This is a genomic window from Streptomyces sp. XM4193, assembly GCF_023072595.1.
In the GTDB taxonomy this organism is placed as follows: domain Bacteria; phylum Actinomycetota; class Actinomycetes; order Streptomycetales; family Streptomycetaceae; genus Streptomyces.
This window is the reverse complement of the sequence record NZ_JALLGK010000001.1, coordinates 1,399,400-1,413,042: the sequence shown is the minus strand read 5'-3', so window position 1 is coordinate 1,413,042 and position 13,643 is coordinate 1,399,400. Positions and strand designations below refer to the sequence as shown.

Annotated in this window: 7 protein-coding genes and 3 pseudogenes; 6 read left to right on the top strand and 4 right to left on the bottom strand. The window is 72.1% G+C overall.

Annotated elements, in window-relative coordinates; translation table 11 throughout:
• Positions 1-90: 90 nt before the first annotated feature.
• Positions 91-1,044, bottom strand: a complete 954-nt coding sequence (locus MTQ01_RS05940; RefSeq protein ID WP_247487185.1) for a hypothetical protein — start codon at positions 1,042-1,044, stop codon at positions 91-93.
• A gap of 399 nt (positions 1,045-1,443) precedes the next feature.
• Between MTQ01_RS05940 and MTQ01_RS05935 the strand changes: the two genes are divergently transcribed.
• From MTQ01_RS05935 to MTQ01_RS05910, 6 genes and pseudogenes are all read left to right on the top strand, one after another.
• Positions 1,444-3,969 (top strand): HAMP domain-containing protein, encoded by a 2,526-nt coding sequence (locus tag MTQ01_RS05935; protein WP_247487184.1) that lies wholly within the window; start codon positions 1,444-1,446, stop codon positions 3,967-3,969.
• A 6-nt stretch (positions 3,970-3,975) separates the two neighbouring features.
• Positions 3,976-5,211 (top strand): annotated as a pseudogene (gene pgsB, locus MTQ01_RS05930) (poly-gamma-glutamate synthase PgsB); the annotation flags it as partial.
• Positions 5,212-5,246: 35 nt separating this feature from the next.
• A pseudogene (locus tag MTQ01_RS05925) lies at positions 5,247-5,729 on the top strand (poly-gamma-glutamate biosynthesis protein PgsC/CapC).
• Positions 5,730-5,871: 142 nt separating this feature from the next.
• Positions 5,872-6,966 (top strand): C40 family peptidase, encoded by a 1,095-nt coding sequence (locus MTQ01_RS05920; RefSeq protein WP_247487183.1) that lies wholly within the window; start codon positions 5,872-5,874, stop codon positions 6,964-6,966.
• A gap of 233 nt (positions 6,967-7,199) precedes the next feature.
• Positions 7,200-8,717: an ABC transporter substrate-binding protein gene (locus MTQ01_RS05915; protein ID WP_247487182.1), complete on the top strand. Its 1,518-nt coding sequence runs from the start codon at positions 7,200-7,202 to the stop codon at positions 8,715-8,717.
• Between the two features lie 143 nt (positions 8,718-8,860).
• Positions 8,861-10,135, top strand: a complete 1,275-nt coding sequence (locus MTQ01_RS05910) for a D-alanyl-D-alanine carboxypeptidase family protein (RefSeq protein ID WP_374207611.1) — start codon at positions 8,861-8,863, stop codon at positions 10,133-10,135.
• Here MTQ01_RS05910 and MTQ01_RS05905 read toward each other — a convergent pair.
• The 3 genes and pseudogenes from MTQ01_RS05905 to trpS all read right to left on the bottom strand — a co-directional run bounded on the left by MTQ01_RS05905 (position 10,050) and on the right by trpS (position 13,402).
• Complete coding sequence (locus tag MTQ01_RS05905; protein ID WP_247487181.1) at positions 10,050-11,303, bottom strand: YihY/virulence factor BrkB family protein; 1,254 nt, start codon at positions 11,301-11,303, stop codon at positions 10,050-10,052. The two genes, MTQ01_RS05910 and MTQ01_RS05905, sit on opposite strands and share 86 nt — an antisense overlap.
• A gap of 308 nt (positions 11,304-11,611) precedes the next feature.
• Positions 11,612-12,184: pseudogene (locus MTQ01_RS05900) on the bottom strand (2'-5' RNA ligase family protein); the annotation flags it as partial.
• 204 nt (positions 12,185-12,388) lie between these two features.
• Positions 12,389-13,402, bottom strand: a complete 1,014-nt coding sequence (gene trpS, locus MTQ01_RS05895) for a tryptophan--tRNA ligase (protein ID WP_247487180.1) — start codon at positions 13,400-13,402, stop codon at positions 12,389-12,391.
• Positions 13,403-13,643: the final 241 nt, after the last annotated feature.

Here is a 13,643-nt window from a genome sequence, read left to right as displayed (position 1 = left end):
GGCTCGGTGGTCGGCTCTGCACTCGGCCACCTGCTCGGCTCGGTGCTCACGGCCGGTGCTCACGGCCGCGTTCGCCGCCGGGCGCGGCGCCTACCGCCACTGCTGGACGACGCCCCCGAGAGCGGACACGATCCGTGACCGCAGAGCCGGGTCGCGGCGGCTGTCCCGGTTGAACTCGACGTGGACGAAGGGGACTTCGTACCGCTCCGCCACGATGCCCTGCTCGTTGGTGCGGCCCTCCAGGCGACACTTCTGCGACCAGGCGCGACAGACCGCGAACCCCTGCCGCGACAGGTCCGCGACCAGCGACTTCGCGGCCTTCTCGCCGTGATCGCCGCTCCCGGACGAGACGAGCGCGTCGAACTCGGGAACGCTGTCGTCGGCGAACCCGTGCAACTGGACACCGGGCAGCCCGCGCCGGACCGTCTCCCGCACGATCCGGTGGAAGACGGTGTCGGTGCGGTGCGCGACGTCCGCCGCGTCCGGCCCACCCGCGTCCCGGTGCGCTCCGGCGAGGATCAGGACCCCGCCGGGCGTGCCGCGCAGCACCTGCGCACCGAGCAGTTCGGTGTCCAGATCGGCCACCGGGTGCGGCACCTGCACCGTCCAGGCCGGAGCCCGGTCGAGGTCCAGATAGACCCTCCCCCAGCCGCGGGTGCCGCTGCCGTCCGCCTCCTCCCGCGCGTCGGCGACCTCCAGGCAACTCCGGCCGCTCTCCCGGTCCTTGAGCTCGGAGACGGCGTAGTCGACCTCCCGCAGCCGCTGCTCGGCGCGCTCGCGCTCGCCGGCCAGCAGCAGCCCGACCCCGTCCGCCAACGCGCCCCGTTCGGCGCGGGTCGGGTCGCGGTGGACTCGGCGTTCGGCGATGCCGGCGGCGAACTCCCGCACCCGCTCCGGCAGATCGACCGTGGTGGCGGCACTGCCGTTTCGCGCACTGTCCGCATCGCGGGACTCTCCGGTTGTGAGGATCATCACCGTCAGCGCCGCCGCGAGTGCCACCGCAGCCGCGATCACGACCCGTACGCGCATGAGTTGTCCGTACATATCGCTCAGACGGTACTTCCCCTCCGGGCTGCATCCAAGGTGGAAGCGTTCGCAAATGTGCTGTGGTTGTGAACCACATGTTCGGTTCATGGGGACGTCGTGCGGCAGTCACAACTGTCGAAGATCCTGTCAGCGAACACGGCGGCGAAATCCGCACCGTCGTTCGGTCAGTTCCCCCAGTTCCGTCCGCCCCACCGGTACCGGACCACCGGCTCACACCCTCCGACAGGCATGTCTGCACACACCGCACCCAGGCACGGGGACCCCCACCCCCACGCCCGCCCCCACGCCCGTGAATCGCCCGAACACCCCGCCCGACGCGCGGATCCCGACTCCACCCGACCCTCCCCGCCCGTCCCTCGGCCCAAGCGGCGGCACCGCATCCGCCGACGGGCCGACATGTCCCTGCTGGGCGGCATACGCCCTCCCATAGCGGCGCTCTCGGCCCTGCTCCTGGCCCTGGCCGGCACCACCGCGCTCAGCCTCGGCTCGGTCGAGGACAAGGCGCTGCCCGAAGCCGTCCTCACCTCGCAGCAGCACATCGCCGAGGACGCGGCCGTCTCGCTGCGCTCCTCGCTCGACGAGACCGTCACCGATCTGCGGCGCGTCACCGGACACTTGAGCTCCGGGCGGCAGGTCTCGGCGGACGAAGTGCTCGACGCCGTCGGCGAGACCAACCAGCGGCGCCGCGGCAGTGCCGTCGTCGACCTGGGCTCCGGCCGTCTGCTGGCCGCACGGGGCGAGGCCGTACCGCTGAACTCCTTCGACGCCCGTGAACTCGCCGAGCGGGACGAGTGGCAGCCGAAGCTCGTCGAACTGGCGGGCGGCGAACACCGGTTGCTCTCCTTCGGCCTCCTGGCCGGGCCCGGCCAGGAGCCGAGGCTCGCCGTCACCACCAACAGCCTCCGGCTGCCCGACAGTTACGCGGGCGGCGGCACCGGGGGCGAGCGGAGCGCCCGGGTGCTCACCGTCGTCGACGAACGGGGCGAGACGGTGGGTGCCGCCCGCGACCGGGACGCCCGCTCCGAACACCGCCAGAACGCCCGCGCGTTCGCCCCGGCCCCGAAGGACCCGCAGGCCCCGCACTCCCCGCAGGACCCGCGTCAGGACCCGGAGGACGGCTCCGACGCCGTCACCGCGGCACACGCCGCGGACCCGGTCCGGGCGAGCGGGAAGGACCCGTCGCCCTCCGCGGACCAACTGGCCTCCTTCTCCCGGCAGGCGGTGGAACGCACCGCGGGCCCCGCGTCGGGCGAGTCCGGGGCGGGGGTCGGCTTCCCCGGCCCCAGCGGCCATCTGCTGGGCGAGCGGACCGGCGGCGAACGGGGCGATCGCGCGGTCGCCGGCTACGCCCGGCTCACCGCCCCGCCGGACGGCCCGAAGTCGCCGGCCGGTGAACTCGGCCTGACCGTCCTCGCGATGACCGCCGTCGGCGAGACGGCCTCCGCCGGGATCGACCCGCTGTACGGGCTGTTCGCCGCCGGGGCGCTGCTCGGTGTCGGCGCACTGACCATCTGGCTGCTGGTGGCTCTGGTGCAGCGTCCGCTGCTGGGCCTGTTCCTGGAGAGCCGCAGGCTCGCCCGCGGCGAGCTCGGCCGCCCGGTAGCCGTTCCGCGCTTCGGCGAGGCGGCCCGGGTGGGGCGGGCGCTGGAGAGTCTGCGCCGCCAACTCCTCGGTGATCGCGACCGGGACGGCGACCAGGACGGCGACGGCGACGAGAACGGCCGAGGCGACCGGGACGGCCGTCGCGACGCGACCCGGACCCGTACGCCGCGCCGCCGCCCCGGCGCCCGCGCGCTGCTGGTGCTGTGCGGTGTGCTGATGCTCGTCTGGTGCGCACCGCTGGCGGCTCTCGTCAACCGGGCCGACACCGACGGCGTACCGCCGCAGCTCGTCAGCGACCAGCGCGATCGCACCGGCACCGTGAGCGACCGGGTGCGCCGTGCGCTCAACGAGGGCCACTCCGATCTGGCCTCGGTCGCCCGGCTGGTCGACGGCCGTGCGCCGCAGAGCCGGTTGGTGCCGCTGCTGGAGCGCACCATGCACGAGCACCAGCGTTACGAGTCGCTCTACGTGCTCGACGCCCGCGGCAACACCGTGGCGCACACCGGCAGTTCGCCCACCCATCCGGAGGGACGTCGACCCGCGCCGTCCGGCCTGGCCGTGCTCGGCGAGGGCGGCAGGGTGCCGGTGGTCGCCGGCTACGCCCCGGTGTCCGGCGCGCGCGGCCTGACGGTGGTCGGGGAGTTCCGGATCGCCCATCTGAACGCGCTGCTGACCCAACCCGGCCTCGGCCAAGTGAGGCTGGTCGACGAGCGGGAACGGGTCATCGGCGGCAGTTCCGGCTTCGTGGCCTTCGAGCAGTTGGACGACAGCCGGCTCAGCGCCCTGATGGCCGAGTCGAGAACTCCGAAGTCCGGTGCGGAGAACGGGCGTTCCACCGCCCACGAGCCGTCCGCGGACTCACCCGCGGGCGAGAACCGCAGCACGGCGGCCGACCCGGCGGCGCGGCCCGCCGCCGACGCCCGGGGGCCGGGCGGCGATCGCAGGATCGCCGCAGCCGCTCCGGTGCTCGGCGGCGGCCCCGCCGACAACCTCGGCTGGTCCACGGTGAGTTGGCAGGCCCCGGACGGACTGGCGCTGCCCGCCTACCAGTTGGAGAACCGTACGGTGCTGGTCGGCCTGCTCGGCCTCACCGCCACGGTGGCGTGCCTGGGCTGGCTGCACATCGTCGTCGTCCGCCCGCTGCGCGAACTGGTGGGCCGTGCGGAGGCGTTGGCCGACGGCGACCGTCGCACCGTGCTCTTCCCCCGCCACCACGACGAGGTCGGCGCGATCACCCGAAGTCTGGAGATCGTCCGACAGCGGCTCCAGGAACAGCACAAGCGGGGCGGCGCGGCTGCCGTCCCGGCCGGAAGGAACTGATCGCCCGTGCTCTTCCTCTACACGGTGCTCGTGGTGTGCTGCGCCGTCCTGCTGGTCGCCGGAGTCATCGAGCAGCGCCGCCACTTCGCCAACCTCGAACACATCCCCGTGCGGGTGCTGGTCAACGGAATCCGCGGCAAGAGCTCCATCACCCGGCTGTGCGCGGGCGCGCTGCGCGGCGGGGAGCTCGTCACCGTCGCCAAGACCACCGGCACCGCGGCGCGTTTCATCCATCCCGACGCCACCGAGGAGCCCGTCCACCGCAAGTTCGGCATCGCCAACGTCGTCGAGCAGATCGGGATCGTCCGCCGGGCCGCCTCCTGCGATCCGGACGCCCTGGTCATCGAGTGCATGGCGGTGATGCCCGCGCTCCAGGAGATCAACCAGAGCAAGCTGATCCGCTCCACCATCGGTGTGCTGTGCAATGTGCGCGAGGACCATCTGGAGGAGATGGGACCCACCCTGGACGACGTGGCGCGCTCGCTGTGCCGTTCGATGCCCGAGGACGGCATCTGCGTCACCGCGGAGAAGGACCGCTTCGCGATCCTCCAGCAGGAGGCGGACGCACGACGCTGCCAACTCCTGTACGCCGACCCGGAGTCGGTGAGCGACGAGGAGCTGCGCGGCTTCAGCTGGTTCACCTTCAAGGAGAACGTCGCCATCGCGCTCAAGGTCGCCGAACTGCTGGGGGTCGACCGCGCCACCGCGCTGCGGGGCATGTACGACGCGCCCCCGGACCCCGGCGTGCTCTCCGTCGAGCGCTACCGCACCCCCGAGGGCAAACGGCTGCGCTTCGCGAACGTCTTCGCGGCCAACGACCCCGAGTCCACTCTGATGAACATCAACCAGCTGCTCGAACTCGGCGCGATCCAGCGGCCGTTGAGCGTGGTCGTCAACTGCCGTCCGGACCGGGTCGAGCGCAACGGGCAGATGGGGGAGCTGGTTCCCGAGCTCGCTCCCGACTCCGTCTTCCTCATCGGCCACCCGACCAGGTCCGCCCTGGACGCCGTGCCCGCCGACTGGCGGCACCTCGTCGTCGATCTGGGCGGAGACCGGCGGGAGGCCGCGGAGTTCGTGCCCGCGCTGCTCGAACAGCTCCCCGACGGCGCCTCGTTGGCCTCGATCGGCAACATCCACGGACAGGGCGAGGCGCTGCTGGAGCACCTCCACGACCTCCCCTCCGACGAAAGCACCCCCGACACCCCGGCCCGGAGCACGCCCTCCGGGCCCGGGCCGCGTCCGTACGACCATCCCCCCACCGGTCCAGGAGAACCCCGTTGATCCCCGCAGTGCTCACCCCGGAGATAGCCGCCGTCGGCATCGCTCTGGGCCTGATGTTCTCCCTGGTCTGCTATCTGACCACCAACCTCTCCCCCGGCGGCATGATCACGCCGGGCTGGCTGGCCCTCACGCTCGCCGAGGACCTCCAGCACGCGGCGATGGTCGTCGGTGTCACCGCGCTCACCTATCTGTGCACGGTGCTCGTCCAGCGCTGGGTGATCCTCTAAGGCAAACGGCTCTTCGCCGGAGTCGTGCTGATCGGCGTCATCCTCCAGGCGACCCTGACCCTGGTGCTGCGGCACGAGTTCCCGCTGATGTTCTCCAACCAGACCCTGGGCTTCATCGTCCCGGGACTGATCGCCTACCAGCTGGTGCGACAGCCCAAGCTCCCCACCGTCATCGCCACCGGCTCGGTGACGCTGATGACCTATGTGGTCCTCACCGCCGGAATCCTGCTCGGTGTGATGCCGACCGCCTGACGCACGGCGTGCGGGCGCCCGCCCGCACGCCCGCGCAGACGCGCTCGCGCACGCCCGTACCCGCCCGCACGACCGCACCGCACGACCACGCCGTCTCGATCCACGGACCCCACGCCCTCGGAACAGACCGGAGCGAACCCGCATGACCACCAGGATGACCGTCAAGCCGCGCCCCGTACTGCACAGCGTCACCGCGCTGGCGCTCCTCGCGGCGGCCGCCTGCTTCACCCTCGAACTCCGCAGGACGGAGGCGGGGAACGCGCCCACCGCCCCCACGCTCACCGAGAACGCCCTCGCCGCGCCGCTCGCCGCGAACGGCGCGGCCGACCGCGAACCGCTCGACCGCAGCTGGCAGCGGCTGCGCAACCCCGACCGTTCCGTACTGCGCGGCGCCGACGGGGAGTTGCTGGCGACCTTCACCGACGGCGCCCGCACGGCCACGCTCACCGGACCGAGCCGCACCTTCACCGAGCCGGAGCACACCGGCGCCCGGATCGTCACCACCGACTGGGTACGGCTGCTGCCGCGGGCCTGGGAGCGTGGCGCCGAGCGGCAGCGGTGGTTCACCGACTGGCTGCGTCGGCAGCTCGGCAGCACGGAGGACGACCTCTTCGCGACCGCCTTCCAGTACACCGCGGGCGCCCCGGTCCGCAAGGACCGCAACGGGGTCCCGTACGCCGGCGACGCCTCGTTCGGACCGCTGCCGAAGGGCTCGCGGGACGCCTCGGACCGGCTGAAGCAGTCCGACTTCCCCGACTACCTCGGCGTCCCGCACACCTTCCCGGACGGCACCACCGTCCGGCCCGACCCGCGGCGCCACCGCTCGCTGGACTGCAGCGGCTATCTGCGCGCCGTCCTCGGCCACCGCGGCGGATACCCGCTGGCGCCGAACGACGAGGCGGGCGGCGGACTGCCGCGCACCGCCGACGCGATGGCGCGCTCCGGGCTCGGCACCGAGGTGGTTCCGCGGTCCGGCGGCAGCGCAGAAGGCACCGGTCGACCGGCTTCGCTCGACACTCTCCACCCCGGTGACCTGGTCTTCTTCGAACTGAAGCGCAACGGCGGGCGCCTGGACCACGCGGGGCTCTATCTGGGCCGGGACACCGACGGCCACCAGGTCTTCATCTCCAGCCGGTCCGAGGCCGACGGCCCGACCGTCGGCGACACCGGCGGCGCCTCCCGGCTCGACGGCGAGGGCTACTACGCACAGGCGTTCCGGACCGCCAGGCGCCTGTGACTCCGGTCCGCACGGCGGCCCGCACATGGTGGCGGCGATGTGACGCATCGCGCACATCAGTCACAAGCTGGTGAATTCCCCCGCCCCCGTGTTCCGACATCCGAACGTGTGTGCTTGGCTGACCGGCGTTCACTTGCCCGATGCAAGGAACCGATGTCGGGCAACTTGGCAGAAGGAGAACGCCGGTGCGGGGGAAACGGGGCCGCCGCGCCCTCTGGATCACAGTGCTGTGCATGGTCGTGCTCGCCGCAGCCGGTTTCACCGGCCGTCAACTGCTCGCGAAGAGCGAGGAGTCCGACCCGATCGTGGTGGGCTCGGGCGCGTACCCGACCTCGCTCGACCCGGCAGCCGCCTACGACGACGGCTCCTGGGCGCTGTACAGCAACATCTACCAGGGCCTGCTGACCTTCTCCCCGGGCTCCGCGCAGCCGGTGCCGGACGCCGCCGAGCGCTGCGGGTTCGTCGGCCGGGAGTCGACGGTCTACCGCTGCACGCTCCGCAAGGACCTGAGGTTCAGCAACGGCGACCGGCTCACCACCCACGACGTGCGCCACTCCATCGAGCGCATCACCAGGATCAAGCACGAGCAGGGCCCCGCGCAGCTCTTCGACACCCTCGACACCATCAGGACGCGGGGCCAGGACATCGAGTTCCGGCTGAAGACCGGGGACGCGACGTTCCCGTTCAAGCTGGCGGGCGCCGCCGGTTCCATCGTGCCCAGCGGCAGCTACCCCGAGGACGGCCTGCTCAGAGGAGACCGGGCGATCGGTTCCGGCCCCTTCGAACTGGCCGACTACCGGGCGAAGAAGCACGCCGAACTCGTCCCGAACGACAGCTACCGGGGAGCCCAGGACAAGGCGCCCGGACCGGTGGAGCTGCGCTGGTTCACCGAGGCCGGCGCGCTCAAGAAGGCGTGGGAGCAGCGCGAGATCGACGTCAACGACGGAGGTCTGCCGCCGGCCGAGCTGGCCGAGCTCAGCCCGTCCGACCCGGACATCACCCTCACCGAGCACTCCGGCACCGACATCCAGATGACGGTGTTCAACACCCGCGAGGACTCGGCCACGGCCGAGCGGCCGGTGCGCCAGGCGATCGCCACGGCGCTGGACCGGCAGCGGCTGGCCCGGAAGGTGCACGTGGGCACGGTGGAACCGCTGTACTCGCTCATCCCGCAGGGCATGACCGGCCACGGGACCCCGTTCTTCGACCGCTACCCCGAGCCCGACACCGCTGCCGCGAGAAAGCTGCTGGAGGAGGCCGACGTCACCACCCCGGTCGAGTTCGACCTCGCGTACAGCAAGGGACCGACAGCGACGCGGGAAGCAACCGAGATCAAGCGGCAGTTGGAGGCCACCAAGCTGTTCGAGGTCGACGTCCGCGGCTACGAGTGGGACGACTTCCTCAAGGGCATGGCCAAGGGCACCTACGACGCCTACAACCTCGGCTGGGTCGCCGACTACCCCGACCCGGACACCTACACCGGCTCGCTGGTCACCTCGGGCAACGCGACGCAGAACGGCTTCAGCAGCGAGGAGATCGACGGCCTGGTGGCGGAGGTCCAGCGCAAGCCCGAGCGCGACCAGACCGTGGCGGACTACCGGAAGATCCACGAGCGGATCGCCCAGCAGGTGCCGATGCTGCCGCTGTGGCAGGCCAAGGACTACGTGCTCACCCGGCCCGGGATCGGGGGCAGCCAGCACCTCTCCGACAACAGCGGCATCTGGCGCCTTTGGAAGCTGGAGCGGCTGTAGTGTCCGGACGGGGCTGCCGGGGCGACGGCGCGCGGCCCGCCGATCCGTCGGCTGGGCTAAGACGTCGCCCGGTGGTGCCAGTCGTTCACCCTGCGGGCACTCCCACGGTCCCCAACTGCCCTTGCACGCGGTACTTTCTCACCGTGCGCCAGATTCTTCATACTGTCTATCGGGTGGTCACCCGCCCCTCCCGACCAGCCGCCGTCGCCGCCGCAGCGCTACCCCTGCTGCTGGTCGGCGCGGTGCCCGCGCAGGCCGACGACGCGAAGCCGCCAGCCGAGATGTCCATCGTCGGCGGCGAGAGACTCGGTCAACCGGGCACCCAGATCGCCCCTCGAAAGGGTGCTCCTTCGCTGCCGAAGAAGAAGCTCAGCGCACGTGCCTGGGTGGTGGCCGACGCGGAGTCGGGCGAGATCCTCGCCGCGCACAACGCGCACTGGCGACTGGCCCCCGCCTCCACGCTGAAGATGCTCTTCGCCGACACCCTGCTCCCGAAGTTCGACAAGAAGACGAAGTACACCGTGCGCCAGGAGGACCTGGCCGGCATGGGCGCGGGCAGCAGCGCAGTCGGCGTCAAGGAGGACCACCCCTACGAGGTCGACGACTTCTGGAACGGCGTCTTCCTCGCCTCGGGCAACGACGCGGTCCACGCCCTGGTCGCCATGAACGGCGGGATGGCCAAGACCGTCCGCGAGATGAACGAGCGCGCCCACGAACTCGGCGCGGAGGACACCCACGTCGTCAGCCCCGACGGCTACGACGCCAAGGGCCAGACCTCCTCCGCCTACGACCTCACCCTCATCGCCCGCGCCGCCATGCAGAACCCGGACTTCCGGGACTACGCCGCCACCGTCCGCGCCAAGTTCCCCGGCGAGTACGGCAAGAAGGGCAAGCGCGAGCACTTCGTCGTCGAGACCACCAACCGGCTGATGCGCGGCGACTACGGCCTCGACCCGTACGAGGGACTGGCCGGCATCAAGAACGGCTACACCACCAACGCCGGCTACACCTTCACCGGCATCGCCCAACGCGGCGACCGCAAGCTGCTGGTGACGGTCATGAACCCGGACAAGGAGAAGAAGGGCGCCGACCGCAACGAGGTCTACCGCGAGACCGCGGCGCTCTTCGACTGGGGCTTCGAGGCCGCCGAGAAGGTGGACGCCGTCGGCGAGTTGGTGCCGCCGCGCGCCGAGCGGGAGAAGCAGGACGGAGAGCCCGGCGACGGCAAGGAACCCCTGAACGGCGAGCAGGTCGCCACGGACGCCGACCGCGCCTCCGGTGGTGTGGGGGTCGCGATCGGCGTCACCGGCGCCTCACTGGTGGTGCTGGGCCTCACGGGCTACGTCGTTCACCGTCGCTGGCCGCTCCAGGCCGACCGCTCCTCCTCGACCGGTCAGGCGACGAGCCTGCGGGACTGAGCGGGTCCGGACCGGCCGAGGAGGCTCCCGCAGCCGGGCCCGGGTCCGGGTCCGGGTCCGAAGAGGCGGGAGAGGCCGGAGCAGCGGGAGAGGTCGGCGAGGCGTACGAGGCCGGGGAGGCGGTGCCCTTCCCGGCCTCCGGCACGTCCGAGCCCTCGCCCGGTTCCGTCCCGCCCGGTTCCGGGCGCGCGCCGGGGCGCGCTCCCGACGGCGGCTCCGCGCCCGCGTCGCGACCGGCTGCTTCGACCGCCTCGATGGCCCGTGCCGCCTCCGCCGTCTCGGCGGCTTCCTCCGCCTCGGCCTCCGCCCGCTCTCTGGCCAGCTGCGGTCCGGCCGTCGCCGTCCAGGCCGTGCAGAAGAGCGTCAGCTTCGCCATCAGGCTGATCCAGATCAGCAGGGCGATCGGGATGCCGAACGCCCCGTACATGCTCTTGGCCGCGACCCCGCTGAGGTAGCCGCCGAGCAGCAGCTTCAGCAGCTCGAAGCCGACCGCGCCCAGCAGCGCCGCCCGCCAGACCGAGCCGCGCTCGGGCCGTACACCCGGTACCTCGGTCAGGACGTACCGCAGCAGCAGCACGTCGACCAGTACGGCGGCGAGCACCGGGGTGATCCGCAGCAGCCAGGTCACCACCGCGGACTCCACGCCCAGCAGGTCCACGGCCCAGTCCACGGCGCTGACCGCGAACGCCGAACCGGCGACGGACAGCACGCCGACGAGACCGAGGCCGACCAGGACGAGCAGGTCCTTCACCTTGCCCGCGAGGAACCCGACCTCCTCCTCGGGCAGCTGCCAGACCTCGCGCAGGCACTCCCGCAGCGCCCGCACCCAGCCCAGCCCGGTGAAGAGCAGCAGCAGCGCCGCGACCGAGCCGACGGCGCCCGCGTTGTCCACGAAGCTCTGGATGTCGATCCGGTCCGAGATGCCGGGCACCTGGTCGCCCATCCACTGCTCCAGGCGTCCCATCCGGTCCTCGCTCAGCGTCGCGGCACCCACCGCTGCCGCCAGGGCGATCATCGGGAAGAGCGCGAGGAAGCTGGTGAAGGTCATCGCGGCGGCGAGCCGGGTCCAGTGCGTGGCTTCCAGCCGCTCGTACGCGCGCCAGGGGTGGGTGCGCATCAGTCGAGCGAGGTGGGGTCCGACCAGGGGAAGTCGTGTCAGCCAATCCATGGCTGAGTGTCTACCCGATTCGCCGGCTCCCGGGGGTCAGCAACCTGCGCCGACGCACCCGCGGGCGGACGGGGCCCGCTCTCGGGCTCGACCGGCCCGCTCTGCGCGGGGACGCCGCCGGGCAGGCCCTCGGTGCCTCCGCCGCCCGGACTGCGGGCTCCCGGCAGCGCGCCGCGGTGGCCCTCCTCGGAGGGCTCGGTGCGACCCGCCCCGGCGGTCGGCCGGGGACGGCGCTTGCGGCGGTCCGCCCCGCTGGCTCGGTTGGCCCGCTCGACGGTGGTCAGGCCCGCGCCGGCGTCGGGCTCGTCCGGGGTGGGTCCGGTGTGCACCGCTCCACGGCTCGCGGGCGCGTCGGCCGCGTCGTGGAACCGGAACTCCCGCTGGAGCCGCCAGACTCCGTCGGCGCCCTGCTCGTAGAGGGCGAAGCCGGTCGCCGTCCAGGACGCCTCGAAATCGGCCAGCTCCTCGTACGCCTTGTCCATCGCCTCCTCGGCGATGCCGTGCGCGACGGTCACGTGCGGGTGGTACGGAAAGCTCAGCTCGCGGTCGAGCGGCCCGCCGGGGCTGCGCACCTGCTCCTGGAGCCAGGCGCACGCCGAGCCGCCCTCGACCACCTGGACGAAGACGACGGGCGACATGGGGCGGAAGGTGTCCGTGCCGGCCAGCCGCATCGGGAAGGAACGCCCCGCCTCGGCGATCGCCGAGAGATGCGCCTCGATCCGGGAACGCCCCTCGTCGTCCACCTCCGTGGGGGGCAGCAGGGTGACGTGGGTGGGGATGCCGTGCGCCGCGGTGTCGCCGTAGCTGACCCGCCGCTCCTGCAGCAGGCTGCCGTACGGCTCGGGAACGGCGATGGACACGCCGAGCGTGTGTGTCCCCACGGTGTCTCCCTTCTCGCTCCGGGTCCTGTGCCGGGGCCGGTCCTCTGCTGGCCAGTGTCCGCGATCGAGCGCCCCGGAGGGCACCGGTCGGTTGTGATTCACACGACGGTCACGCGATTCCCGCCGCCGTGGTACACGACCGGCACGCGACCGCGGTGCCGCCCCGGGGCCGCCACCGCGGTGGACGGCGCCGGGGCGGCGGGGTCAGGAGACGGGCGGCAGAAAACCGACCCGGTCGTACGCCCGGGCGAGGGTCTCCCCCGCCACCGCGCGCGCCTTCTCGGCGCCCTTGGCCAGAACGGCGTCCAGGGCGGCCGGATCGTCCAGGTACTCCAACGCCTTCGCGCGGAACGGTGCCACCCACTCGGTCACCACCTCAGCCAGGTCGGTCTTGAGCGCACCATAGCCCTTGCCCTCGTAGCTCTTCTCCAGGTCCGCGACAGTGCTACCCGTGAGAGTGGCGCACAGCGAGAGCAGGTTGCTCACGCCCGGCTTCTTCTCCGGGTCGTAGCGGATCTCCGAGTCGGTGTCGGTGACCGCGCTCTTGATCTTCTTGGCCGTCTTCTTCGGCTCGTCGAGGAGCCAGACGATGCCCTTCTCCGAGGACGCCGACTTGCTCATCTTCGACGAGGGGTCCTGGAGGTCGTAGATCTTGGCGGTGTCCTTCAGGATGTACGGCGCCGGCAGGGTGAAGCTCTCCCCGAACCGGTGGTTGAAGCGGGCCGCGACATCACGGGTGAGCTCGACGTGCTGGCGCTGGTCCTCACCGACCGGGACCTGGTCGGCCTGGTAGAGCAGGATGTCGGCGACCTGGAGGATCGGGTAGGTGAAGAGCCCGACGGTGGTGCCCTCGGCGCCCTGCTTGGCCGACTTGTCCTTGAACTGCGTCATCCGCGAAGCCTCGCCGAAGCCGGTGAGGCAGTTCATCACCCAGGCCAGCTGGGTGTGCTCGGGCACGTGGCTCTGGAGGAAGAGCGTGCAGCGCTCGGGGTCCAGACCCGCCGCCAGCAGCTGCGCCACGGCCAGCCGGCTGGACTGCCGGAGGGTGGCCGGGTCCTGGGGAATCGTGATCGCGTGCAGGTCGACCACCATGTAGAAGGCGTCGTGGGTCTCCTGCAACTGCTGCCACTGACGCACCGCACCCAGGTAGTTGCCGAGGTGGAACGAGCCAGCGGTGGGCTGGATGCCGGAGAGCACGCGAGGACGATTGTCAGCCATGGGGGACATTCTCTCAGAGCCCCGCGGCCGGTTGCCCCGGCCCGGGACCGTACCGGCGACGGGCGACGCGCGGCGTCAACCGGCCGTGGGGCGGCGGCGGTTGGGCGACGGGGCGCAGTTCCGCGGCGACGGCGGGTGCGGCGGGGCGACGGCGGTTCGAGGGGCGCGGGCGTTCGGGGGTCGCGCCGGGGTTCGGGGCGAATACGACATCCGGCGCGACCCTCCGCTTCCGCGACCTCCG

Coding starts and splice junctions, on each gene's coding strand:
- MTQ01_RS05940 (WP_247487185.1), bottom strand. CDS start 1,044: ATGTACGGACAACTCATGCGCGTACGGGTCGTGATCGCGGCTGCGGTG.
- MTQ01_RS05935 (WP_247487184.1), top strand. CDS start 1,444: ATGTCCCTGCTGGGCGGCATACGCCCTCCCATAGCGGCGCTCTCGGCC.
- MTQ01_RS05920 (WP_247487183.1), top strand. CDS start 5,872: ATGACCACCAGGATGACCGTCAAGCCGCGCCCCGTACTGCACAGCGTC.
- MTQ01_RS05915 (WP_247487182.1), top strand. CDS start 7,200: ATGGTCGTGCTCGCCGCAGCCGGTTTCACCGGCCGTCAACTGCTCGCG.
- MTQ01_RS05905 (WP_247487181.1), bottom strand. CDS start 11,303: ATGGATTGGCTGACACGACTTCCCCTGGTCGGACCCCACCTCGCTCGA.
- trpS (WP_247487180.1), bottom strand. CDS start 13,402: ATGGCTGACAATCGTCCTCGCGTGCTCTCCGGCATCCAGCCCACCGCT.